The organism is Geobacillus sp. CCR (assembly GCF_052906625.1).
Genome location: NZ_JBREBQ010000031.1, coordinates 1 through 23478, shown reverse-complemented (window position 1 = coordinate 23478; position 23478 = coordinate 1). Strand labels below are relative to the sequence as shown.

General features: G+C 52.6%; 26 protein-coding genes. 5 read left to right on the top strand and 21 right to left on the bottom strand.

Going from position 1 to position 23478, the window contains the following annotated elements:
* Positions 1–166: 166 nt before the first annotated feature.
* The 5 genes from lepB to aceA all read right to left on the bottom strand — a co-directional run bounded on the left by lepB (position 167) and on the right by aceA (position 3702).
* Positions 167–715 carry a signal peptidase I gene (gene lepB, locus ACVBDQ_RS14190; protein WP_011230183.1) on the bottom strand — a complete coding sequence of 183 codons (549 nt, stop codon included), beginning with the start codon at positions 713–715 and terminating at the stop codon, positions 167–169.
* Positions 712–1335 (bottom strand): TVP38/TMEM64 family protein, encoded by a 624-nt coding sequence (locus ACVBDQ_RS14185; RefSeq protein ID WP_013146210.1) that lies wholly within the window; start codon positions 1333–1335, stop codon positions 712–714. Before ACVBDQ_RS14185 ends, lepB begins: the two co-directional genes overlap by 4 nt.
* 102 nt (positions 1336–1437) lie before the next feature.
* Complete coding sequence (locus tag ACVBDQ_RS14180; RefSeq protein WP_014195018.1) at positions 1438–1971, bottom strand: competence protein ComK; 534 nt, start codon at positions 1969–1971, stop codon at positions 1438–1440.
* Positions 1972–2091: 120 nt separating this feature from the next.
* Positions 2092–2286 carry a hypothetical protein gene (locus tag ACVBDQ_RS14175; protein WP_011230180.1) on the bottom strand — a complete coding sequence of 65 codons (195 nt, stop codon included), beginning with the start codon at positions 2284–2286 and terminating at the stop codon, positions 2092–2094.
* 129 nt (positions 2287–2415) lie between these two features.
* Positions 2416–3702, bottom strand: a complete 1287-nt coding sequence (aceA, locus tag ACVBDQ_RS14170; protein WP_011230179.1) for an isocitrate lyase — start codon at positions 3700–3702, stop codon at positions 2416–2418.
* Positions 3703–3894: 192 nt separating this feature from the next.
* On the opposite strand from aceA, the gene ACVBDQ_RS14165 reads away from it, so the two are divergent.
* Positions 3895–4485 carry an SCO family protein gene (locus ACVBDQ_RS14165; protein WP_011230178.1) on the top strand — a complete coding sequence of 197 codons (591 nt, stop codon included), beginning with the start codon at positions 3895–3897 and terminating at the stop codon, positions 4483–4485.
* A gap of 63 nt (positions 4486–4548) precedes the next feature.
* Here the strand turns inward: ACVBDQ_RS14165 and ACVBDQ_RS14160 are convergent, their stop codons facing one another.
* Entirely contained in the window at positions 4549–4854 is a 306-nt protein-coding gene (locus ACVBDQ_RS14160; RefSeq protein ID WP_011230177.1) for an AzlD domain-containing protein, read from the bottom strand.
* On the bottom strand, positions 4847–5563 hold the full coding sequence (locus ACVBDQ_RS14155; protein WP_014195014.1) for an AzlC family ABC transporter permease: 717 nt from the start codon (positions 5561–5563) through the stop codon (positions 4847–4849). Before ACVBDQ_RS14155 ends, ACVBDQ_RS14160 begins: the two co-directional genes overlap by 8 nt.
* Before the next feature lie 187 nt (positions 5564–5750).
* On the opposite strand from ACVBDQ_RS14155, the gene dat reads away from it, so the two are divergent.
* Positions 5751–6614: a D-amino-acid transaminase gene (dat, locus tag ACVBDQ_RS14150; RefSeq protein WP_429894236.1), complete on the top strand. Its 864-nt coding sequence runs from the start codon at positions 5751–5753 to the stop codon at positions 6612–6614.
* A 56-nt stretch (positions 6615–6670) separates the two neighbouring features.
* On the opposite strand, the gene ACVBDQ_RS14145 is transcribed toward dat, so the two are convergent.
* The 5 genes from ACVBDQ_RS14145 to ACVBDQ_RS14125 all read right to left on the bottom strand — a co-directional run bounded on the left by ACVBDQ_RS14145 (position 6671) and on the right by ACVBDQ_RS14125 (position 12105).
* Positions 6671–7468, bottom strand: coding sequence for an ABC transporter ATP-binding protein (locus tag ACVBDQ_RS14145; protein WP_011230174.1), 798 nt, complete (start codon positions 7466–7468; stop codon positions 6671–6673).
* Positions 7434–8426 (bottom strand): ABC transporter permease, encoded by a 993-nt coding sequence (locus ACVBDQ_RS14140; RefSeq protein ID WP_011230173.1) that lies wholly within the window; start codon positions 8424–8426, stop codon positions 7434–7436. The genes ACVBDQ_RS14145 and ACVBDQ_RS14140 overlap by 35 nt, the downstream gene beginning before the upstream one ends.
* Before the next feature lie 129 nt (positions 8427–8555).
* Positions 8556–9563 carry an ABC transporter substrate-binding protein gene (locus ACVBDQ_RS14135; RefSeq protein ID WP_021322515.1) on the bottom strand — a complete coding sequence of 336 codons (1008 nt, stop codon included), beginning with the start codon at positions 9561–9563 and terminating at the stop codon, positions 8556–8558.
* A 127-nt stretch (positions 9564–9690) separates the two neighbouring features.
* Entirely contained in the window at positions 9691–11235 is a 1545-nt protein-coding gene (locus tag ACVBDQ_RS14130; RefSeq protein WP_014195010.1) for a fatty acid--CoA ligase family protein, read from the bottom strand.
* Between the two features lie 135 nt (positions 11236–11370).
* Entirely contained in the window at positions 11371–12105 is a 735-nt protein-coding gene (locus tag ACVBDQ_RS14125) for an MBL fold metallo-hydrolase (RefSeq protein ID WP_011230170.1), read from the bottom strand.
* Between the two features lie 151 nt (positions 12106–12256).
* Between ACVBDQ_RS14125 and yhfH the strand changes: the two genes are divergently transcribed.
* A complete protein-coding gene (yhfH, locus tag ACVBDQ_RS14120; RefSeq protein ID WP_014195008.1) occupies positions 12257–12394 on the top strand; it encodes a protein YhfH in 138 nt (45 codons plus the stop codon).
* 291 nt (positions 12395–12685) lie between these two features.
* Here yhfH and ACVBDQ_RS14115 read toward each other — a convergent pair whose 3' ends face one another.
* The 8 genes from ACVBDQ_RS14115 to ACVBDQ_RS14080 all read right to left on the bottom strand — a co-directional run bounded on the left by ACVBDQ_RS14115 (position 12686) and on the right by ACVBDQ_RS14080 (position 21207).
* Complete coding sequence (locus ACVBDQ_RS14115; RefSeq protein ID WP_014195005.1) at positions 12686–13018, bottom strand: membrane protein-like protein; 333 nt, start codon at positions 13016–13018, stop codon at positions 12686–12688.
* Positions 13019–13176: 158 nt separating this feature from the next.
* Positions 13177–13749, bottom strand: coding sequence for a TetR/AcrR family transcriptional regulator (locus ACVBDQ_RS14110; protein ID WP_011230167.1), 573 nt, complete (start codon positions 13747–13749; stop codon positions 13177–13179).
* A 318-nt stretch (positions 13750–14067) separates the two neighbouring features.
* Positions 14068–15507, bottom strand: coding sequence for a protoporphyrinogen oxidase (gene hemY, locus ACVBDQ_RS14105; protein ID WP_014195002.1), 1440 nt, complete (start codon positions 15505–15507; stop codon positions 14068–14070).
* Positions 15500–16450, bottom strand: a complete 951-nt coding sequence (gene hemH / locus ACVBDQ_RS14100; RefSeq protein ID WP_446663276.1) for a ferrochelatase — start codon at positions 16448–16450, stop codon at positions 15500–15502. The genes hemY and hemH overlap by 8 nt, the downstream gene beginning before the upstream one ends.
* Positions 16451–16466: 16 nt before the next feature.
* Positions 16467–17504 (bottom strand): uroporphyrinogen decarboxylase, encoded by a 1038-nt coding sequence (gene hemE / locus ACVBDQ_RS14095; RefSeq protein WP_025038854.1) that lies wholly within the window; start codon positions 17502–17504, stop codon positions 16467–16469.
* A 204-nt stretch (positions 17505–17708) separates the two neighbouring features.
* Positions 17709–19109 (bottom strand): hypothetical protein, encoded by a 1401-nt coding sequence (locus ACVBDQ_RS14090; RefSeq protein WP_020278960.1) that lies wholly within the window; start codon positions 19107–19109, stop codon positions 17709–17711.
* A 149-nt stretch (positions 19110–19258) separates the two neighbouring features.
* The gene (locus ACVBDQ_RS14085) at positions 19259–20473 is read right to left on the bottom strand and encodes an ABC transporter permease (RefSeq protein ID WP_023633883.1); all 1215 of its coding nucleotides are present in this window, start codon (positions 20471–20473) and stop codon (positions 19259–19261) included.
* Positions 20470–21207, bottom strand: coding sequence for an ABC transporter ATP-binding protein (locus ACVBDQ_RS14080; protein WP_011230161.1), 738 nt, complete (start codon positions 21205–21207; stop codon positions 20470–20472). The genes ACVBDQ_RS14085 and ACVBDQ_RS14080 overlap by 4 nt, the downstream gene beginning before the upstream one ends.
* 465 nt (positions 21208–21672) lie before the next feature.
* On the opposite strand from ACVBDQ_RS14080, the gene ACVBDQ_RS14075 reads away from it, so the two are divergent.
* Positions 21673–22095, top strand: a complete 423-nt coding sequence (locus tag ACVBDQ_RS14075) for an HIT family protein (protein ID WP_014194996.1) — start codon at positions 21673–21675, stop codon at positions 22093–22095.
* 77 nt (positions 22096–22172) lie between these two features.
* On the opposite strand, the gene ACVBDQ_RS14070 is transcribed toward ACVBDQ_RS14075, so the two are convergent.
* Positions 22173–23018 (bottom strand): peptidylprolyl isomerase, encoded by an 846-nt coding sequence (locus ACVBDQ_RS14070; protein ID WP_011230159.1) that lies wholly within the window; start codon positions 23016–23018, stop codon positions 22173–22175.
* A 245-nt stretch (positions 23019–23263) separates the two neighbouring features.
* On the opposite strand from ACVBDQ_RS14070, the gene ACVBDQ_RS14065 reads away from it, so the two are divergent.
* Positions 23264–23353, top strand: coding sequence for a YjcZ family sporulation protein (locus ACVBDQ_RS14065; RefSeq protein ID WP_021322511.1), 90 nt, complete (start codon positions 23264–23266; stop codon positions 23351–23353).
* The last annotated feature ends 125 nt before the right edge of the window (positions 23354–23478 follow it).

The window sequence follows — 23478 nt, the reverse complement described above, 5'->3', positions numbered from 1 at the left end:
TTGGGAAGAAAAAACGCCCTTCGGCTGCGGGTTATATAGAGGCAATCTGAAACGTTAACGTTTGTTTCTTTTTGTAGAGCCAGCCGACATGTCAGCGACTGTCGGACGACTGAACAACCTCGCTTCACTTCGTTATAGAAGCGGAAGACTCCTTTCGAGATTAAGGTTAAAACTGAAAGGCGAACTGTTTAAACGGCCAGTAGCGAAAGTCCACCTTGCCGACAATTTGGTTGATTTTGACAAATCCAAAATGGCGGCTGTCCCAGCTGCTAAGCCGGTTGTCGCCAAGAACGAAAATGCAGCCGGGAGGCACCCGTGTTTTCCCGGTCACCTCCTCAAGCGTAAAATCCCCGGTCAGCCTGCCGTCAAGCAGCTTTTGTTTATACGGGCGCAAATACGGTTCGTCAACTTTTTTTCCGTTGACATACAAGATGTCATTTTTGTACGCGATCCGATCGCCAGGCAGGCCGATAACCCGCTTGACGTAATCTTCCTTTTTGTTGGCGTGAAAAACGATAATGTCGAACCGGCGAATAGGCCCGATGTCGTAGGAAAGCTTATTGACGATCAACAAATTGCCGCTCTCTAGCGTCGGCATCATCGATTTTCCTTCCACCACGTAATTGCTGAACACGAACAACCGAAGCGTGGCGACAACGCAAACGGCAACAAACCATGGCCATCGGCGGCCTCGTTTTTCTTTTTGCTTCGTCACTCCCCGCCCTCCTCGCCGCCTTGTTCTTCCGTCAACGAAAATCGCGCTTCCACCCGTTTTCCGGCGTACCAAAGCAACAGAACGACTGCGGCGATCATCGCCGTGCGCAGCGGCTGACGGATGAGCGCCTTCAAGTCATAGCCGATAAAACTGATGGTAAACACCATGATCATCTTTCCTAGCAGCACCGCCAATACAAACTGCTGGCGGCTGATGCGCGACAGTCCGGCAACAATATTGACAAGCGCCGATGGGGTGAACGGAAAGCAATACAACAAAAACAGCGGACCAAATCCGTGTCGCTCAATCCAATGCATAAACTGCCGCACTTTCGGGTGGCGGCGGACAAAGTGAAAAAAACGCTTCTGCCCCACTTTCCGCGTCAGCCAAAACACGATGAGCGAGCCAAGTGAAGCGCCTAGCCAAGAGATCAGAAACCCTTTCCATAGTCCAAACGCCGCTGCGTTCGCCATCACGAAGACGAACATGGGCAAAATGGGAAAAAACGACTCAAGCAACGTCGCTGCGATGCCGGGAAGCACGCCGAAAGAGCGGTATTGTTCGAGCAGGGAAAGGATGCTGTCGAGCGTGAACCATTGTTTGATTGTTTCCATATCCATGTCTATTCCCCATTCAAATGCCGTTTATATCTTTATTTTACACGTCCAGGCGCCTAATTTGAACTCATCTTTAGGAAAAACCATTTTTATCAATTTGTTCAGCTAACTCTGTTTTTCTTGCTGCATGCGAAATATGTATTGGAGTTTGCGCTCCCTCGCTTCCATCCGCTCGGATAATTTCGTTCGAAGTTGAGCCGTTCGGTATAACTGGTTGATGAACGATTTGCAGGAAACATCGAGGGATATGCTTTTTCCGTTGCGGAAATAAACGATGGTCCGCTCATATTTGGCAGGCTCATACCGATAGACGTGCATGTGCGAGAGCCAAACGCAGCGGGAGTCACGCGGAGAGGCGGTTGGAAATACGTAAATTTCATTGGACGGTTCAATGGCGATCGGCGCTTTATGAGTGATGCCAATGACGGCTTTCGTTCCTTCTTTCCTTCCTTGAAAGCTGCTTCCGTAGTAATCGCAACTATGTTTAATAATGTCAATCGGCGTTTGTTTGATGATATATTCGCCGTCCTCTTCAATGACTTTCGCATACACATCGCTGTTTAAAAAGTATGGGAGAACCGCCATCGTATAACGGCTTACGATGAATTGTTCCAATACAATGAATTCATTGACTTTCATCCGTTCGTCTCCTCCCTTAATCAACTCGCTCACTACTCCTATCATACCATCAGTAGTTATTTTTTTCTATATTTTGCAAAAAATCTAATAAAAAAACCCATGACAATCGTCATGGGTGTTCTAGGAGTTTTCGAACGTTTGGCCGATTTCTTTGGACGCTAAATATTCATTCGCCTGTTCCAACGCGGTATGCTCGCCGACCGAGTCGCCAGCATACGTCTCTTCATTCATCGACCATTGCTCAACATGAAGATCCGTACTGACGCGAAACTCGGCAGGCATCAGCTCCGGCAGATCGCCTTGATTCTTTTCCATTACATCGCCTCCTTGTACTCCATAGGATGCGTCATTTTTTTCCTTATTATGCGATGGAAGCAAGGAGGCTCTTCGTCTCAAACAAAAAACGCCCGGCCAAGCCGGGCGTCTCTTTGCTGGTGATCGGCATTAGATGGCTGTAAACTGTTCTTCTTCGGTCGATCCTTTCAAAGCGACTGTTGACGATTGGCCGCCGGAGATCACTTGGGCGACTTCGTCGAAATAGCCCGTGCCGACTTCGCGCTGATGGCGCGTCGCCGTGTATCCGTACTTCTCGGCGGCAAATTCCGCTTGCTGCAGCTCGGCGTACGCCGCCATGCCGCGTTCTTTGTAGCCGCGCGCCAGTTCGAACATGCTGTAATTGAGCGCATGGAAGCCAGCCAAAGTGACAAATTGGAACTTGTATCCCATTTTGCCGAGCTCTTGCTGGAATTTGGCGATCGTTTCGTCGTCCAATTTTTTCTTCCAGTTGAACGACGGCGAGCAGTTGTACGCCAGCAGCTTGCCTGGGAATTTTTCATGAATCGCTTCGGCAAACCGGCGCGCCTCATCCAAATTCGGCTCGCTCGTCTCACACCAAATGAGGTCGGCATACGGCGCATAGGCAAGCCCGCGGGCGATCGCTTGATCCAAACCGGCTCTTGTGCGATAGAAGCCTTCCGGTGTCCGTTCTCCAGTGATAAACGCTTGATCGCGCGGGTCGATGTCGCTTGTGATCAAGTCAGCAGCGTTCGCGTCAGTGCGTGCGATGAGCACCGTCGGAACCCCCATGACATCGGCGGCCAACCGCGCCGCAATCAAGTTGCGAATCGCCGTTTGCGTCGGCAAAAGCACTTTGCCGCCTAAATGGCCGCATTTTTTCTCCGATGACAGCTGGTCTTCAAAATGGACGCCAGCCGCTCCGGCTTCAATCATTGCCTTCATGAGCTCAAAGACGTTCAGTTGGCCTCCGAACCCCGCCTCAGCGTCAGCGACGATCGGCACAAAGTAGTCCACGTCCCCGCTGCCTTCTAAGTATTGAATTTGATCCGCGCGCTGCAACGCTTGATTGATTCGCTTGACGACATGCGGAACGCTGTTGGACGGATACAGGCTTTGGTCCGGATACATCTGTCCGGCGAGGTTGGCGTCGGCCGCCACTTGCCAGCCGCTTAAATAAATCGCCTTCAAGCCTGCTTTCACTTGCTGCACCGCCTGATTTCCGGTCAGCGCGCCAAGGGCCGCGACGTAATCCTCTGTATGAAGCAGCTTCCATAATTTTTCCGCCCCACGTCGAGCGAGCGTATACTCGATGTCAAGCGAGCCGCGCAGTTTAATGACATCCTCAGCGCTGTACGGACGAACGATCCCTTTCCAGCGCTCCTCATTTTTCCAACTTTCTTCTAATTGCCGGACACGTTCAGCAAATGACGCCATTTTTCCTTCCCCCATCTCTCTTTGTTATATTACATTGTTTTTATTTACGTTTTTATTATATAACAGAAAAACGAAAGTGCAAGCCTTTTTTTGAAACTTTTTTTAATTAGGAAAATAGTCGCATATTGTTCATAAACATCGCGATTTTTTCGCTAATTTTTTTGATATGATCATATTGAGGAGTGATGAATGGTGAAAAAATGGTATACGTTAGCTGCCTCTCTTGTCATCATCGGCATCAGCGTCGGCATCCTGTACTTTGCTGTCTACCAGCCATCAACGATGCGGCTTCCAAATGACGTGACGATGGAAACAGCATGGGGAAAATCATACGAGTTTGGCGACCTTCCGCCGAAAGTGAGGCTTGTCGAGTTTATTTATACAAACTGTCCGGATGTTTGTCCGAATACGACAGCGCAAATGGCAAAACTGCGCGATCGCCTAAAACAAGCCGGGGTATTTGGAAGCAAGGTGGAATTCATCACGATCACGATCGACCCGGCGCGCGATACGAATGAAAAGCTGCAGACATATGCCAATGCGTTTGGAGTCATGAGCGACGGACAAGGTTGGGTGTTTTTGCGCGGCAGTGAAGCGGACACGAAAAAAGTAGCGGACGCCTTCCACTTTCAATACCGCGACCCGGGCAACGGCATGATCGTACACACGACGCTCGCCTACTTGCTTGGCCGCAACGGTCGTGTCGTCAAACAAATCGGCATGGGGACATCTCGATTTCATGTCGATGAGGTATACGAGGCGATTATGGAGGAATTGTCATAACCATGCAGCAAGTTTGCATACCTGTCGCAAAAGGAAAAGAGGAAGCGATGTCCGCTTCCCTTTTTAAACAAATAACGAATACAGGCTGAGCGCTGCAACCGCCGCAAGCACGACGATCATGACGTTGGCCCCAAGCCAAGCTGTGATGACGGCCGCCGCAAAACCGATGACACCGAACCAAAAATCATCTTGGATGAAAAAAACGTCAGGAATAATGAGCGCCCCGAGCACCGCATACGGCACATTTTTCAGCACTCCTTGCCAAAACGACGGCAGCTCGACGCCGCCGAGCAACACAAACGGCAACAGGCGCGGCAAATACGTCACGACCCCCATGCCGATGATCATCCATACGATTGTGCTATTCACCGCCGTTTCCCCCTTCCTTCGTCAGCCATTGAACGATGATGGCCGACAACAATGTAGCCAAAACGATCGACCAGCCTTTCGACAAGTGAAGAGCAAACGTGCCGATCGAGTTGAATAAAGCCGACAGCCCCGCCAGCCAGACGATTTTCCGCTGCTTTTTCAACGCTGGAACGAGCAGGCCGATAAACATGGCATACAAGGCAATGGACATACTTTCTTGCAAACTTTCCGGCAAACCGGCCCCAGCGGCATAACCAATGCCCGAGTTGACGACCCAACTGCCATACGCCATGGCAATGAGCCCAAACATATACGAGGCGTTGATCGTTCCTTCTTTCATCGCCGCCACCGAAAACGTTTCATCTGTAATGCCAAAGGCGTACAACGCTTTTTTCCAAAGCGCGTCCGGCTCAGCCTTTTCATTAAGGGACGCCGACATTAAAAAATGGCGAATGTTTAATATGAATGTCGTCAACACGATTTCAAACACCCCAGTGCCAGCGGTAAGCAGACTTAACGCGATATATTGCGAGGCGCCGGCGAAGACGACGATGCTCATGAGCACAGTCTCGGCGAACGTCAGTCCGGTTGTTTTGGCGAGCAGCCCAAACGCCAGCGCGATCGGCATATAGCCGATGGCGATCGCTACTCCTGCTTGCACCCCTTGGCGAAACGGCGCCATCTTGCCGGCTGCCCATGTCGTTTCCATCCATTCATCCCCTCCATTTGACTAGATTGATAACTTTATTGTCTAAAAATTCCTTTCGTTTCGCAACCCGAACGTCCATTCATTGTTTCCGCTCACGCCAAACACGAGACAAACGCAGAAAGAGGCCAATCTATGATATAATCAAACTGATTCATGATTGATGGCAACAGAAAAGGAGTGCACGTCCATGTCAGTGAAACCGTATGTATTAACCGACCGCGGCATTTTCCGTTATGAACAAGTCACGTACCCGATGGAAGAGCGCGGCTTGCAATTCGGTGATGGCGTCTACGAAGTCGTCCGCTTATATAACGGGATATACGTTTGGCTTCGCGAGCATCTTGACCGGCTGTACCGTTCAGCGGCCGCCATTCGCCTATCCGTTCCGTTTGGCTGCGAAGAGCTCATCGAACAGCTTGAGGAGCTTCGCCGCCTCAACGATGTGCAGGAAGATGCGATTTTGTATTTGCAAATGACGCGCGGCAGCTTCCCGCGCAACCATGCGTTTCCGGCGGAAAACCGGCCGAACTTGTACGCCTACATCCGGCCGATGGCGCGGAAAACCGAGGAAATGACACATGGGGTGCGCACGATTTTGACGAAAGATGTCCGCTGGGAATACTGTTACATTAAAAGCTTGAACTTATTGCCCAACGTATTGGCTAAACAAGAAGCGGTTGAGCGCGGAGCGTTTGAAGCGATTTTGCATCGCGACGGCGTCGTAACCGAAGGCAGCTCGTCAAACATTTTCCTTGTCAAAAATGAAACGGTGTACACCCATCCGGCCACCGCACGGATTTTAAACGGCATCGTCCGCACGAAAGTGAAGCAGTTTTGCGCTGAGCTTGGCATTCCATTTGTCGAAGAAGCGTTTTCCACCAACGACCTTGCGGAGGCGGACGAACTGTTTTTAACGAGCACGACGTCAGCGATTATCCCGATTATTCAAGTCGACGAAACGGTGATCCGAAGCGGCGCGCCAGGGGCGGTGACGAAGGCGCTGCAAGCCGCCTACCGACAAGCGACGCAGCGAGAAACCCAAAATATCTGACCGGCCGGCCGAACAGAAGAGGTGTCCCCTAGCCAAAGAAGGACACCTCATTTCGTTTATGAGCTGAGCACGGCGCGGTCGCTCGCAAACTGGCTGCCGCGGATGCGTTGGAATGCCTCAAGCAGCCGCTCGACCGTCAGCTCCTCTTTCTCCTTTCCTTCTGCGGCAAAAATGATTTGCCCGCCATCCATCATGATCAACCGGTTGCCAAGGCGAATCGCCTGCTCCATGTTGTGCGTCACCATGAGCGTCGTCAGGCGGTGCTGCTCAACAATTTGCTTCGTCAACTCCGTGACCAACTCCGCCCGCGCCGGATCAAGGGCGGCGGTATGTTCATCGAGCAACAGCACATCCGGTTTTGTAAACGTCGCCATCAACAAGGAAAGCGCCTGCCGCTCCCCGCCGGAAAGAAGTCCGACTTTGGCGGCGAGCCGGTCTTCAAGCCCTAAATGAAGCGTTCGCAACGTTTCCCGAAACCACTCGCGCTTTTGCTTCGTGACGCCAAGACTTAACGTGCGCCGCTTCGTCCGGTTGTAGGCGAGCGCCAAATTTTCCTCAATCGTCATATGCGGGGCGGTGCCGGCCATCGGGTCTTGAAAGACGCGGCCGATGTAGCGGGCGCGCGCATGCTCCTTGAGCGCGGTTACATCGCAGCCGTTGATCCACACTTCGCCGGTATCAGGAGACAGCCGTCCGGAAATGATGTTCATGAGCGTAGACTTGCCGGCGCCGTTGCTGCCGATGACGGTGACGAAATCGCCGGGGGCAAGCGTCAGATCAATGCCGCGCAAAGCGATTTTCTCGTCAGCCGTTCCTTCGTTAAACACTTTTGTAATTCGTTTCAGCTCCAGCAACGGTTTCCCCCCTCTCCAACTGCCGCACCCTCCGCTTTTTCCGCTGCCGTTCTTTTTGCGCCGCCAACGTGTTGGGCACGACGAGCGCCAGCATGACAATGAGCGCGGTAATCAATTTCACATCGCCCGTCTCCAAAAACTCGACGCGCAAAGCGAGCGCCAAAATAAGACGGTAGACGATGGCGCCGCCGATGACCGCCCACGTCGCGCGTGCGACCGAACGGGCGCCAAACAACGCCTCCCCGATGATGACGGAAGCGAGCCCAATGACGATCATCCCGATTCCCATCCCGACGTCGCTGAATCCGCCATACTGGGCGACGAGCGCTCCGGAAAGCGCCACGAGCGCGTTCGACAGCCCAAGGCCAAACACGATCAACCAATCGGTGTTGGCGGAAAAGCTCGCCACCATCGGCTTGTTGTCTCCAGTTGCCCGCAAGGCGATCCCCACTTCTGTTTTCAGCAGCCAATCCAACAGCCCTTTGACCATTAGCGCGACAATCGCCATTGACACAAGCACCGCCCATGTCCGCGGCGCAAAACCGGTGAAGGAAACGAGTCGGTTGAGCGCCGCATCCAATCCGGCTTGCCGCCAGGCGGCTGTGATTTTTGTGATGACCGTTTCCTGCTGCAACAGCGGAACGTTCGATTTGCCCATAATGCGCAAATTGACCGAATACAAAGCGATCATCATTAAAATGCCGGATAACAGTGGATTGATTTTCCCTTTCGTATGCAAAAGCCCAGTCAACACCCCGGCGGCAAAGCCGGCCAAAAGCGCCGCGGCTGAGGCGGCAAACGGATTGGCTCCATTGACAATCAGCACGGCGGCGACGGACGCGCCGGTGACGAAGCTGCCGTCAACCGTCAGATCGGGAAAATCCAAAATGCGAAACGATAAATAGACGCCGAGCGCCATCACGGCGTAAATCAAGCCGGCTTCGACGGAACTGAACATCGCTGTCCACACAACTTTTCACCTACCTTTTCGGAAACACACCAAAGGCGCATGTGACACGTTGAGTGCCAAAACGCACTTTTCCCTACTTTTTTGGCCCCCCTCCTTCATCGAAGGAGGGACGGCCGCTTATTCAATATATTCCGCAATGGAATCCCATTCCGGATTGAGCTTGATGCCCATTTCTTGCGCTGCTTTTTTGTTGATGACAAGCTTCAATTTTTGTGGATATTGCACCGGCAAATCGGCTGGCTTTTTGCCGTCTTGCAAAATTTGCGCCGCCATTTCCCCCGCTTCGTAGCCGATGTCATAATAGTCGAACCCGTACGCCGCAAAACCGCCGCGCTTGACGGAATCCAGTTCACCAACAAAAAGCGGAATGTCGTGTTCATTCGCCACCTGGATCACCGACTCGAGCGCCGAGACGACCGTGTTGTCGGTGATGATGTACAGACAATCGACTTTGCCGACGAGCGACTCGGTCGCCTGCTTCACCTCTGCTGATGTCGATACTGATGCAGGAACGATTTGCAAGTCCGTTCCTTGCATCGCCTTTTTCACCTGTTCGATTTGAGCGACTGAGTTTTGTTCGCCGGCGTTATATACCATGCCGACACGGTTGCCTTTGATATATTTGTCAATAAACTGCACCGTTTTCGGAATGGCCTCCGGGTGCGTATCGGTCGTTCCCGTCACATTGCCGCCCGGTTTTTCCATTGATTGGACAAGCTGTGCGCCGACTGGGTCAGTCACCGAAGTGAACACGATTGGAATGTCTTTTGTCGCATTGAGCGCCGCCTGCGCGCTTGGCGTTGAGTTGGCAAAAATCAAGTCGACGCCGTCCGAAACAAAATTATTGGCGATCGTTTGGTTGTTGCTTTGGTCGCCTTGGGCGATTTGCACGTCATACTCAACGGACAGCCCTTTGTCTTTTAACGCCTGCTGGAATCCCTTGCGCGCCGCATCGAGCGATGGATGCTCGACAATTTGCGTCACGCCGATTTTGTACGTCTTTTCTTTCCCGCTCTTCCCGCCGCTTCCCTGGCTGCTTCCCGTCTCTTTCGCGCCGCCGCAGCCGCCAAGCAACAACAAGCCGGCTGCACACACCGCGGCGAACCGCCGAATCGATTGGCCCATGATCCCATCCCCCTATGTAGAGAAGTTTAGTCCTTTTAAACTTTTATGTGTTAAATTATATAAATTTATCTACTTGTTTTCAATATACTATTCAAAAAAAAGAAAAGGTGCTGAAAATTCAGCACCATCAAGCATGGGAAGACGCGAGCCGCTCTTTTAACGCTCTTCGCAAAATTTTTCCTGTCGCATTTTTCGGCAGCTCGTCCAAAAAGTCAATCGCGCTCGGCACTTTATATTTTGCCAACCGCTCACGGCAGTAAGCAATGAGCTCTGCTTCCGTCAACTCCGGATTTTTCGCGACGACATACGCCCGCACCGCCTCTCCGTAATCCGGGTCCGGCACGCCGATCACCGCGGCTTCAACGACATCCGGATGGCTGTACAGCACTTCTTCGACTTCGCGTGGATACACGTTGTAGCCGCCGACGATAATCATCTCTTTCTTTCGGTCGACGATGTAGAAATAGCCGTCCTCGTCCATGCGCGCCAAATCACCGGTGTGCAGCCAGCCGTCGCGCAAGGCGGCCGAGGTCTCTTCAGGCATTTTGTAGTACCCTTTCATGACGTTCGGCCCGCGAACGACAAGCTCGCCAACTTCGCCGACGGGCACTTCTTCTCCGTATTCGTTGACGACCTTATTTTCAACGTTTTTAATGTTCGTTCCAATCGAACCAGGCTTGCGCGGCCGATCGAGCGGATTAAAGCAGGTGACAGGGGACGCCTCCGAAAGCCCATATCCTTCCGAAATGATGACGTTGAACTTTTTCTCAAAGTTTTCAAGCAAAGCGACCGGCATTGAAGCGCCTCCTGAGATGCAAAGGCGGAGCGTCCGCAAATCGTCCGCGCTTCCACCTTCGTACTGATAAAGGAAATTGTACATCGTCGGCACGCCGGCAAAAATCGTCGCTTTTTCCTCTCGGGCCAGCTGAAACAACTTTGCTGGGCTGAACTTTGGCATGATGAGCACCGTTCCGCCGTTCATCAGCGGGGCATTGAGCGCCACGGTCAAGCAAAAGACATGAAACATCGGCAACGCGGCGATGACGCGATCGTTTTCATTGATGCCTAAATAATCAGCCGTATCTTGCGCATTGCTGTATATGTTTTTATGAGTGAGCATCGCCCCTTTCGGCTTGCCGGTCGTCCCCGATGTGTACAAAATGACGGCGACATCGTCATCACCCAGTTCAGGTCCGGTAAAGTCCGGGCTGCCGTCCGCCAACACTTCTGCAAACGATTTCATCCCTTCCGACAGCGAAACACCTTTCTCCTTCCCTTCCGGCGTTTCACAAACGATCGCATGCTCGAGCAGCGGAAGCCGCTTCTTCGCCTCCACAAACAACGGAGCGAGCAAGTCGAGGCCGATCACCGCCTTGACGTCGCCGTTGTGCAAAATATAAGAAATTTCCTCGGGCGTGTAAATGGGATTGATCGGAATGACGGTCGCCCCAAGCCGCAACGCCCCGTACAAGCCGATGACAAACTGCGGCGAGTTGCCAAGCAACAAGGCGATATGGTCGCCTCGGCGAACGCCAAGCCGCGCCAACCCGTCGGCAAATCGGGAAATGGCTTCGTCCAATTGTTGATACGTGCACCGCTCTTTCATGAACACATACGCTTCCTTGTCCGGCAACTGCTTAGCGATTTGCGCCAACCGCGTCGTTACGTTCATATACGCTCCTCCCCCAAAATGAATGAATGACCATTCATTTTATAAGTAAAAAAATTCGAACTATATTTATTATAAAAAAAAGAACAGCAAAGGGCAAGGGAAAGCGTTTCCTTTGCTGTTCTCTCTTATTTTGGCCTATTGCGCCCATATTAGGCCGGTGTGGGCGAGGCGGATGACACCGCGGAACGTCCGGCCAGCCTCCTCAACCAGCTGCTCGTGCCGGCCAACGTGTGGCAAATGCGTCAACCATAATTCTCCGACACGTGCTCCCTCCGCGATGGCCGCCGCCTCCTCGCTCGTCATATGCCCAGCCGGCGCCGCGTTTTGCCCAGCGTAAAAGTTGCACTCGCAAATGAGCAAGTCGGCTCCTTTGGCAAACGGAAGAAACTCCGGTATATAGCTTGAATCGGCCGTATAAACAACCGTCTTGCCGCCGGCAGTAATGCGCATCGCGTAGCATGGCACCGGATGGACTGTTTTCATAAATGTGATCGAAAACGGCCCGACAGCCAGCGTCCCATTCGGGTCATAGGCAATTCCTTCCGTAATGCCGCTGTGCGTCAAGCGGGAAAACGCCGCCTCGTCTTCCACATGGCCGTAAATCGGCAAGACGGGAAGGTCAGCTCCCAAATTTTTATGAATGAGACGCGCGTATTGGAGCGGGCCGATGTCGGCGATATGGTCGTAATGATAATGGGAGATGATGACCGCATCTAAGTTTTCCACAGCCGTATAGTTTTGCAGCTTGGCAAGCGCCCCGCTGCCGCAATCAACGAGCAGGCAAAATCCATCATGCTCGAACAAATACGCCGATGTCGCTTCATTGGCGGCAGGGAATCCTCCCCAATAGCCGATGACCGTCACTTTCATTTTCGGTTCTCTCCTTCCATTCGTTTTGTCTTCATCATACACAACCGCGCCTATTTTTTCATCTTTGTTGATTTTTGTTTTAAAACACCTATTGACATTTTGTTATGTGTTATAATACAATAAAATTACCAAGACAACGGAGGGGATCGGAATGTTGATGAAAGTGTTGGAATTTTTCAGAAACTTGCCACCTAAAAAATGTACGCACTGCGGCAAAGAGATTGACGAGCAGCATGAATGCTACGGCAACACGTGCTCTGATTGCCTTGGCGCCGCTTACCGCCAATAGGTGAGCGGACGCTGCCCTTGCGTCACGTTCGCCGGCTGCCCCGCCGGCGTTTGGCTGTTCCCCAATGCAGCCTGCCTTTTCTCTTGACTGCCTCCAGCTAAGAGGCATTTTTTTTGCCAATCTCAGGGGCGCCATCACACACAACGTTCTAATGGCGGCCCATCCGCAAAAAGCAATCCCTCGTCCTAGAAAATGGTTTTAATTCCATCTGTTGTTTGATTCCGATATTGGCCAATGCAAAAAGGCGTCCCAATCTTTTTAGGACGCCTTCGAGACGGCATGGTTCAATCATCACGTTTGAGCCGCTGTTTCCGTCCATACCGCATAACGGCGGCGATACCGAAGGAGAAAATACACGAGCGTCGCCAAGGCAAAGACCGCGGCTGTCGCAAGCAATATCGCAGCTTCCTTCCACATGACCAAGAAATCGCCGCTTGAAATGACTGCTCGCAACCCACGGATCGCATGGGTCATCGGCAGCCACGGATGAAGCGACTGCAACGCACCCGGAACGAGCTCAATCGGATACGTGCCGGCGCTTCCAACTAGCTGGGCAATCAATAGCAAAATGGCAAGAAACCGGCCTGAGTTGTCAAACACGGTGACAAGGAATTGAACAATCATCATAAATGTTATGCTGATGATCCAAGTGAACAAATGCCAAGCAAATTCGGGCGGAGCACGATGGCCCGCATCTCTTTTCGCAGCATATGGCGCTCCCTCCTTTGTACAGATGACCAAATTGTCCGCATGGTCAATTTCCAACAAAAAAAGAGGATCATCTATCTCGACAATCCTTGCAAAAAATAGAGCGTAAACAATTCAGCAATTTGTTCTTTTGTCAACGGTTCATGATCTTTTTCCCAATCGACGATCAAGGCGATGTACGTCTTGAGCATCAAAAATGCCGTAATTTCCGAATTGCACGGACGAATCTCCCCTTTTTCCACCGCCGCATCAATTTTTTGCCGAATGAACTCGACCATTGCCCGGTCCAGTTTGGCAAGCACTTCTTGCACCGCCGCCGTACCGATATTGCGCACTTCTTGAAGCAGCTTCGCCGTCAGCTGATGGCGCTGGCGAAATTCCAAAATGCGGTACAAGGCGCGGTGGACGTTTTCGGAAAACGGCAGTGACGAGTCCATCGCCAGCTCCGCTTCCGCCTTGATTTCCATAATCAATCCGGAGACGATTTCATCAAGCAGTTCCTCTTTGCTTTTAAAAAACGTATAGATCGTCCCCTTGCCGACGTTGGCGAGCTTGGCGATCTGCTCCATCGTCGTCGCCTTGTAGCCAAAGGCAGCAAACGATTGGGCCGCCGCTTCGATGATTTGCCGTTTGCGGTCGCTTGCCATACTCCTCATCCTTCAAATTGACTAAATGAACAATTTGGTCAATCCGTATCCATTATACTATCAAACAACATGGATGTAAAGGGCCGTCGCATTGGGGACGGAATTTCTTCCTGCTCCCTCATCCTTTCCAAGCAAATGGGTAGAAGCGCCGTTGAAGCTTCTCCCACGTTCTTTTCACATCCCTTTTGCAGCGGAAACCACTTCCACGAGCCAAAAGAGACAAACAGCCATCCGCTTCTTTTCGCTTCAAACGGCGGGCGGCCGCACCGACGTCCAAATGTGAGCGGCGAACGGACCAGGGCGTTGGAAAACCGTCGATTAACGGACGCTGCTGTACAGATCGGACGTCTGTTGAACTGGCGCTTGCTGCAAATACAGAAGCACGTCACGCACCGCTTTTTCGCCTTGGTCAATGCAATCCGGCAATCCGAGCCCTTCGTATGAGCTGCCGGCCAAAAACACCCCCGGCAACTCGGACGCCATCTGCTCCTTAATCTTCGCCAGCCGCTCGCGGTGCCCGACCGTGTATTGCGGCATGGCCCGCTTCCAGCGCGAGATGACGGCGAACTCCGGTTGGCCGGCAATATTCATCACTTTATTTAAATCATCCAATACAACACGGACGATCTCATCATCAGGTTGGTCGACGATCTCCTCATCGCCCGGGCGCCCGACGTAGCAGCGCAAGAGCGCCTTGCCAGGCGGCGCGGTGTGCGGCCATTTTTTATGCGTCCATGTGCACGCTGTCATCGTGTAATCGCTGCGGCGCGAAACGACAAACCCGGTGCCGTCAATGTCTTGGCGGATCGCCTCCTCCGGAAATGCGAGCGCCACCGTCGCCACCGACGTCAGCGGCACTGAACGGAACGGGGCGAAAAACGGATAGTCAGCGAACATGTCGGGCACAACATGATGCGGCGTTGTCACGATGATGCCGTCTGCCCCCCACACCTCTCCTGTGCTCAGTTGCAGCCGATACGCCGAATCGGTGCGAACGATCCGCTCGACACGCACCCCTTTGATAACGCTGCCCGGCTCAAGCCGTTTTTCCACTTCATCAACGAGCGACTGCAAGCCCGTTTTTAACGTCTGGAACGCCCCTTTCCGCTCTTTTTGCTCTTTCGGCGTCGTTCGTCTCGCTCCACGGACAAGGCTTCCGTATTTTTGCTCAAGCTGAAAAAACTGTGGAAACGTCGCCATTAGGCTCATCTCATCAATGTCGCCGGCGTAAATGCCGGAAAGCAGCGGTTCAATGAGATTGTCCACCACCTCATCGCCGAGGCGGCGGCGGAAGAAGCGGCCAAGCGGCATATCACCATCGACTTTCACCGGCGGCAGCACAAAGTCAAGCGCCGCCCGCAGCTTGCCGGCCGGGGAAAACAGTCCGGTCGTTAAAAACGGGGCGATGCGCGTCGGAATGCCCATCACCGCTCCGCCCGGAATTGGATAGAGTTTGCCGTTGACCAAAATGTACGATGTTCCGGTCGCGTTATGAACGATCTCATGTTCAAGGCCGACTTCCTTCACAAGGCGAAACGCGCTCGTTTTCCGCGCCAAAAACGAGTCTGGACCGCGTTCAATGACAAAACCGTCGCGGACGACCGTCTGCACTTTTCCGCCGAGCCGGTGCGTCGCCTCGACAAGTTTGCATGCAAGTGGGAGGCGTTGCTCTCGAATCGCTTTTTGCAAGTAGTAAGCAGCCGTCAAGCCGGTAATGCCGCCGCCAATGATGACGACCGTCCGTTGCCCTTCATTCATGTCGATCGCCTTCTTCCGCCCACCGCTTTAACACAACCGACGCCAATGCATCAATAAACAATGGATTCGTGTTGGGCATCTCCGGTCGGTAATAGCGGGCGCCGATCTCTTCCGTCACCTGTTTGCACTCAATGTCGTTGTCATACAACACTTCCAAATGGTCGGCGACAAAACCGACCGGCGCGTAAACGAACGACGTATAGCCGCGCTCTTCGTAAAGCTGGCGCGTCAAGTCTTGCACGTCCGGCCCAAGCCATGGTTCCGGCGTCTGACCGGCGCTTTGCCAGCCGACGGCATAGTGGGCGACGCCGGCTTGATCAGCAATTCGTTTCGCTGTATCTTCGAGCTGCGTTGGATACGGGTCACCGGCTTGAATAATTTTTTCCGGCAAACTATGTGCGGATACGATCAGCACAGCTCGCTCCCGCTCACGTTCCGGCATGGCGGCAAAAATCGCCCGCACTTGTTCTGCCCAATATTGCAAAAACTTCGGCTCGTCATACCATTGATCAATCGTGTAAATGGTCGGTCCGCCGAGCTTTTTTGCTGCCGCTTTCGCCCGCTCATTGTACGAGCGAATGCTGAATGTGGAATAATGAGGGGCTAGGACGATCCCAACCGCTTCTTTGATGCCGTCATCATGCATGCGCTCGACGGCATCCTCAATGAACGGCTCAATATGTTTGAGCCCTAAATACATGCGAAACTCGACTTCATCTTGCACTTCGTTCAGCCGCTCCTCGAGCCGTTTCGCCTGCTCTTCCGTAATTTTCGCAAGCGGCGACAACCCGCCGATCGCCCGGTAGCGCGCTTTTAAATCCTCGATTTGTTCTTGCGGCGGCTTGCGCCCATGGCGAATGTGCGTATAATACCGTTCAATATCATCTTCCCGGTACGGCGTTCCGTACGCCATCACGAGCAGCCCCTCTGTTTTTTTCACCATTGTGCCACCCCCTCGTTTAGTTCGTTGACGTATATTCGTGGATAAAAGCGGTCAGACGCTTCAGTGTCGCCGGCTGAACATCCGGAAAAATGCCGTGGCCTAAGTTGAAGATGTAGCCCGGCCGTTCCATCCCTTCGTCCAAAATGCGCTTCACCCGTTCTTCGATCACGTCCCACGGCGCAAGAAGCACCGCCGGATCCAAGTTGCCTTGAATCGCTTTCGCAATGCCTTGGCGGCGCGCTTCGCGAATCGACAGCCGCCAGTCAAGGCCGATGACATCAAGCGGCAAATCGTTCCACTCATGCACTAAGTGGCTGGCGCCGACGCCAAACATAATGAGCGGAGCCCCTTCTTCCCGCAAAGCGGCAAAAATGCGCGCCATCGCCGGCTTGATAAACGTCCGGTAATCGTCAGCACTAACGGCGCCAACCCAAGAATCAAAAATTTGCACAGCGCTTGCCCCTGCCCGAATTTGCGCCCGCACATAACGGATCGTCATCTCAGCGAGCTTGTCCATTAAGGCGAACCACGCTTTCGGTTCAGCATACATGAACGCTTTCGTCTTATGATAATTTTTTGACGGACCGCCTTCAATCATGTAGCTCGCCAACGTAAACGGCGCCCCGGCAAACCCGATGAGCGGCACATCCAACTGTTCGTTGACAAGGAGCCGAATCGTTTCAAACACATACGGCACATCATGTTCTGGATCAATCTCCCCAAGCCGCTCGACGTCTTGAAGCGAGCGAATCGGATTTGCGATCACCGGCCCGATGCCGCCCTGAATCTCGACGTTCACGCCAATGGCCGGCAGCGGTGTCATAATGTCTTTATATAAAATGGCGGCATCGACGCCATATTGCTCAACGGGAAGTCTGGTGACGTACGCGCAAAGCTCCGGTTGATGCGTAATTTCAAACAGCGAATATTTTTCTTTCAGCGCCCGATACTCCGGCTGCGACCGTCCGGCTTGCCGCATATACCAAACCGGCACGTACGATGTTTGTTCGCCGCGGCAGGCGCGCAAAAATGTATCATTGATCTGTCTAGCCATCTCCATCCGCCTTTCTTTCCTCACAATCCCGTCAATGGTTTCGCCTTTTCTTGCCTTCAAACATTGCCTATCTCCTTTTCACTATACAGCTTTCCGTACCCAATGTATAGAGAAGAAGGCGAACTGTCAAAAAATCGACCGATTTTTAAGTCCATGCCCATTATAGCAAAAAAGCTGCCCCGGCCGCACGGGACAGCTTTCTGTTCAGATGAGAAACATGGCGACAACGGTCGTAACCACCAAGCCGACAGCAACAGGAATGAGGTTGCGGCGCGCCAGCTCAAACGGGTCAACTCCGCAGATCGCTGCGGCTGGAATGAGCGCCCACGGAACGAGCGTGCCGCCGCCGACCCAAATGGCGGCGATTTGGCCGAGCGCCGTCAACGTTGCCGTTCCGCCGCCGATCGCTACAGAAAACAAATGAGCGATCGAACCGGCGAGCGAGATGCCGGAAAACCCGGAGCCGTCAAGACCAGTAATCGCCCCGACGATCGTGAGCGTAACCGCCCCCACCTCATTGTTCAGCGGCACCGCATGAGCCAAGGCAACCCCTAAATCGTTGACGATGCCTTGCGATGCCTGTGGCAAATAGTCGCCGATGATTTTCACAAACCCCGCATCGCCAAGATAGAAAAACGCGGCGATCGGAATAACAGGGCCGAACACTTTAAACCCGAACTGAAACCCTTCAATAAAGTAATTTGTCACTTCCGCAAAACTTTCTTGCCGATGGGCGAGAACGGAGATGAGAATCAAAATGAAAATCGCTGTCCCACCAACCAAGGCAGTCGCTTCCCCGCCTTGCAACCGCAAATAAAACATCGCGATGACATCAAGGGCGAACAAAATCGGAATCAACAGCGCAAGCCATTTTTTCGTTTGTCCCGTCAGTAAATGACTTGTTTTTTCCAGCGTCGAATCGACCGTTGCAGCCATTTCCGCCTCCCCGCTTGCCAGTCGCCCTCGCTTCATGTCACGGCGCAGCAAGTAAAACGCCGTGACCGTTGTGACGGCCCCCATTACAAAAACAAGCGGCACACTGGCAGCGATGACATCGCCGACCGGCAGCCCAGCGGCATCGGCTGTTAATTTCGGCGCCCCTTGGATGATAAAATCGCCGGAAAGCGCGATGCCATGCCCGAACAAGTTCATCGCCATCGCCACTCCCAACGCCGGCAAGCCCACTCGGACCGCTGCCGGCAACAGAACTGCCCCCATGAGAGCAACAGCCGGAGACGGCCAGAAAAACCAAGAAATGATCATCATCAAAATTCCGATCGTCCAATACGCCCAAGCCGGCGTACGGATGAAACGGACAAACGGCGAAACCATGACATCATTGATGCCGGTGGCCGACAACACTTTGCTCATCGCCACAATAATAGAGATGACTAAAATCGTCGGCAATAGCTCCGTAATCGCGTAAATAAAGCTGTTAAACACTCCGCTGACCGCCGCGCTCAACGAATGGGTAGCGACCGCCGCCAATAAAAAGATGCCGGCAATGCAAATGAGCGATGTATCTTTGCGGGCGACCATAAACCCAATAATGAGCACGATGAACAGCAAGTAAATCCAGTGCAGCGCTACAAGCTCTACACCCATGAATCATTCCCCTTTCTTCCCAACTTCCAGCCCGACCCGCTGGACATGCGCCCAGGCCGGTGTACTACAGCATATGAAGCGGGAAAAAAGGTGTGAAAGCTTCGGCCATCCATTGAAAATGAAAAACGCCGGCGCCAGCACAAACAGCACTAGCGTCCTGCTTTCTGCCCACGTTGCAGGCGCACGTACCGCCCTGCCATCCAAAGCCCCCATATGTTTCCGCCAAGCCAAGTGGCGAGCCAAAGAAGGCGCGGGGAAACAGCCAACAGTACGAGATGGAATACCGTATTTTGCCCAATCAGCAGAATGGAAAGCAACCGAACCGCCGCAGCATCCGGTTGCGCCTGCGGCAACGGGTACAGCCGCGGCCATAGCGAATAGCGATGATGGGAAGGCAGCGCGGCCAATTGAACAGCGGTCGCGTAAAGAAACAAAAATGCGATGGCCGCCCGCCCGTATTGGTGATCGATCACAGCCAACATGAAGCCTCCAATCGCAGTGAGACGGACATACAGACCAGCATACCCGCCGGCGCGCAAAAACGTGCGGGCATACAAATGAAAAAACACATGCCGCTTGTCGTACGGAATCAAAGCGAGCAGCGAATCAAGCCAGCGCCGCCGCTTTGCCGCCTCCCGCCATTCCGGAACGTCGGTAAACAAGTTGGCCAGCCGGTAAAACGCCGTGGCCGCTCGCTGTTCTTCCACGATGATCCGTTCCCATTTCCATGTTTTCCCTCTCGTCAACCGTGACAAACAGATGGACAGAACGGCCATCAAACCGACCAAAACGACAAAAAATGGCCATGGGGCCGCAACCAGCACCAAATAAACGAACACCGCCGCTAGGATGAAACGCGTAAATGCGCCAAAGCGATGAAAAGACGGATCGGCGATGTAGCTTCCTTGCCAACTGGCCCATAAGCTCCATCCTTTGAAGCAGAAAAGACCGAACAAAAAAAGCGGCCATGACACCGGGGAAAAGCGAGCATGCAGTGGACCCGCCAACAGCAAAAGCAAAGAAAGGCCGTACGCCTGCCATAACCATGAGACGAAAAACGCCCGCTGAATATACGGACCGAGCCGTTCTTCCGCCGGCAATAAAAACACCGTATCCGCCTCGCGGAACAAGGTGCGCACCGATCCAGCGGCCGCCGCCCAGCCGAACACGACCGCCGCAATAGCCGGATACGGAAACGAGTCAGGAAGCGCCGCCGCCCAGCGCTCGTACATCACCGCTATGCCGCCAAGCACAATGATCAAACCGACGAGCAAATGGTCGTTGAACATATAGCGCAAGTAGCGGATCCGTTTTCGCCATTCCAATTGGAAACGCTGCTTCCAAAGACGGCGGGCGTCAATCATGGCGCATCGTCCTTTGTCAATTCGACGTACAGTTCATCAAGCGACGCCCCCCGCAGCCCGAACTGGCGGCGAATGTCATCGAGCGTCCCTTTGGCCTTGACGCGGCCGTTGTGCAAAATAACGAATGAGTCGCAATACCGCTCTGCCGTCGCTAAAATGTGCGTCGACAGCAAAATGCCCGCCCCCTTCGCTTTCTGTTCATTCATTCGCTCAAGCAGGGCGTGAATGGCAAGCGGATCGAGGCCGAGAAACGGCTCATCGATGATATAAAGCGGCGGTTCAAGCAAAAAGGCGCATACAATCATGACTTTTTGCTTCATTCCTTTCGAAAAATGAGCCGGAAACGAGGAAAGCCGCCGCTCCAATCGAAACTCGCGAAGCAGCGGCGGAAGGCGGCGTTCATACTCTGCTTCGCTCAACCCGTACGCCATCGCTGCTAGACGCAAATGTTCCTCAAGCGTCAATTCTTCATACAACACCGGCGTTTCCGGGATATAAGCAAACTGCCTTCGATACGTTTCCGGCCCGTCCGCAAGCCGATAGCCGTTAATGGAAATCGCGCCGCGGCGCGGTTCCATCAAGCCGATAATATGTTTGATCGTCGTGCTTTTGCCGGCTCCATTTAGGCCGATCAAGGCGACCATTTCGCCGCGGTCGACCACAAACGTCACGTCTTCAAGCACGTTTTGCGCCGTGTAGCCTCCGGATAGATCCTTCACTTCTAAAAGCGTCATCGTCCGCTCCCTTTCCGTTCTGGCCTTTGTCCCCATTGTACCAAACTATAGCCTCGCTTACCAAAAAAGATCACACCGTTCTTTTGCATAAACTCACTCAAGCCGGGCATGATAAATAGCGAAGAGGGGATGAGGAATCAAAAAGTTGATGAACGATCCATCCGAAATGGGGTGTTCGTCAAAGACACCGTTGTGAGCCGCAAAACGTTGTAAACGTTCCTAGGAAGCGACCATCGCATTCGTTGCTGGGAAGCAACGAGCCTGTCCAAAGGGGATGGTCACGTTGAACAAAGGAAGCGCTCACGCCGAACCAATTTTTGCTGCAAATGGGGTGTTCATCAAACGCACATTTGCTTGAATCATCCTCTCCCCTTTTCACCAACCGGGATGTAACCTGCGTTGCGGGATTACATCCCGGTTTTTTTATGGTAAAATGAAGAAAATAGGAAGGAAAGGGTGACCACAGTGAGCGATTGCATTTTTTGCAAAATCATTAACGGCGAATTGCCCGCGGCGAAAGTGTACGAAGACGACCATGTGCTCGCGTTTTTGGACATCAGCCAAGTGACAAAAGGGCATACGCTTGTCATCCCGAAAGTACATACGGAAAACATTTTCACCCTCACGTCGGAGGCGGCCGGCCAACTGTTTCGCGCAGTGCCGACGATTGCCAATGCACTCAGGCGAGCATTTTCCCCGGTCGGGCTCAACTTATTGAACAACAATGGCGAGCAAGCGGGGCAGACGGTGTTCCATTACCATCTTCACCTCATTCCACGCTACGGCAAAGGGGATGGGTTTGGCGCGGTCTGGAAGTCGCATGCAAGCGACTATACGCCCGCTGACCTGCAGGCGATCGCGGCCGCCATTCGCGAGCAGCTCGGCTGATCTCCCGTTGTTGAACAGCAGAAAGGTCAAGCCCACAAATAAAAAAACGGAAGCAGGGATGTTCTGCTTCCGTTTTTTTACTGTTTTCCTTGCTGCTCGATCACATCTTGCAAATCTTTGTCTTTGATCTCAACACCGGCATCTTTCACCAATTTGTCCACTTTTGACTGCATCGTCGCAGGATCAAGCTTGTTCCGTTTGACTTCAAACGCAATTTCGTCTTTCATTTCGTTGAACGACTTTTTCTTTTCTTTGTCCGTCACTTTAATGATATGGTAGCCGTAATCCGTTTTCACCGGATCGCTCACTTCGCCGACTTTCAGCTTATAGGCGGCTTCTTCAAACTCCTTGACCATTTTCCCTGGGCCAAACCAGCCTAAATCGCCGCCGTTGGACGCCGAGCCTGGATCTTGGGAGTATTCTTTGGCCAACTTGGAGAAATCCTCGCCTTTATCAAGCTTCGCCTTTACTTCTTTTGCTGTTTTTTCATCTTTGACCAAAATATGGCTGGCGCGAATTTTCGGCTTGTAGTTGTCATAATACTCCTTCAGCTCTTTCTCCGTCACTTTTATGTCTTCAACGGCCGCTTTCGTCCGCAGCAAATCGAGCTTGACCATTTCGCGGATCACTTTTTCTCCGTTCTGCTGCACGGCCAAATCATATTGCGTTCCATACGCTTCCTTGATTCGTTCGATTTCGCGGTCGATCTCTTCATCGGTTACCTTGTATTTTTTGCTCAACACTTTTTCGTCAATCAAATCACGAAGGACGGATTTGCCGACGCGCTCTTTCATCTCATTATAAAATTCGTCTTTCGTAATATTGCCGTTTTTCGTTTCCACAATCGCTTCCGAACCGTCGTTGCTGCAGGCCGACAAAGCCATGAGCGAAACGACGGCAGCGGCCATCATCCATTTTTTCATTCGCTTCACAACTCCTACATCTTTTTTCGATTGAATGTTCCCACGCTTTCAAGCGGCGCAGATCGAATGGCGCCCAAGAAACAACATGCTCGCCTCTTCAGCCACGACAATAACTATACCATATTTCCAATGAAAAAAAAACCTCTTTCCGCTTTAGTCATCCGCCCATAACATGCACGCTTGCCATACATATGATGAGGATGAAGCGCTCGACAGGCTTCTTCTTGCCGAAAGGGGGTGTTACGATGAGCGCACCTTATTCCGGAGGCTTTGCGTTGATTGTTGTGCTGTTTATTTTGCTAATCATTGTCGGCTGCGCCTGCGTCATCTACTAAATCGAGTAGGAGAGGGTGACTAACCCTCGTCCTCTCACACCACCGTACGTACCGTTCGGTATACGGCGGTTCCATTAAGTCTGACGCAGAGATTCATATCGTTGATAAAGACTCTTCAGCCCTTG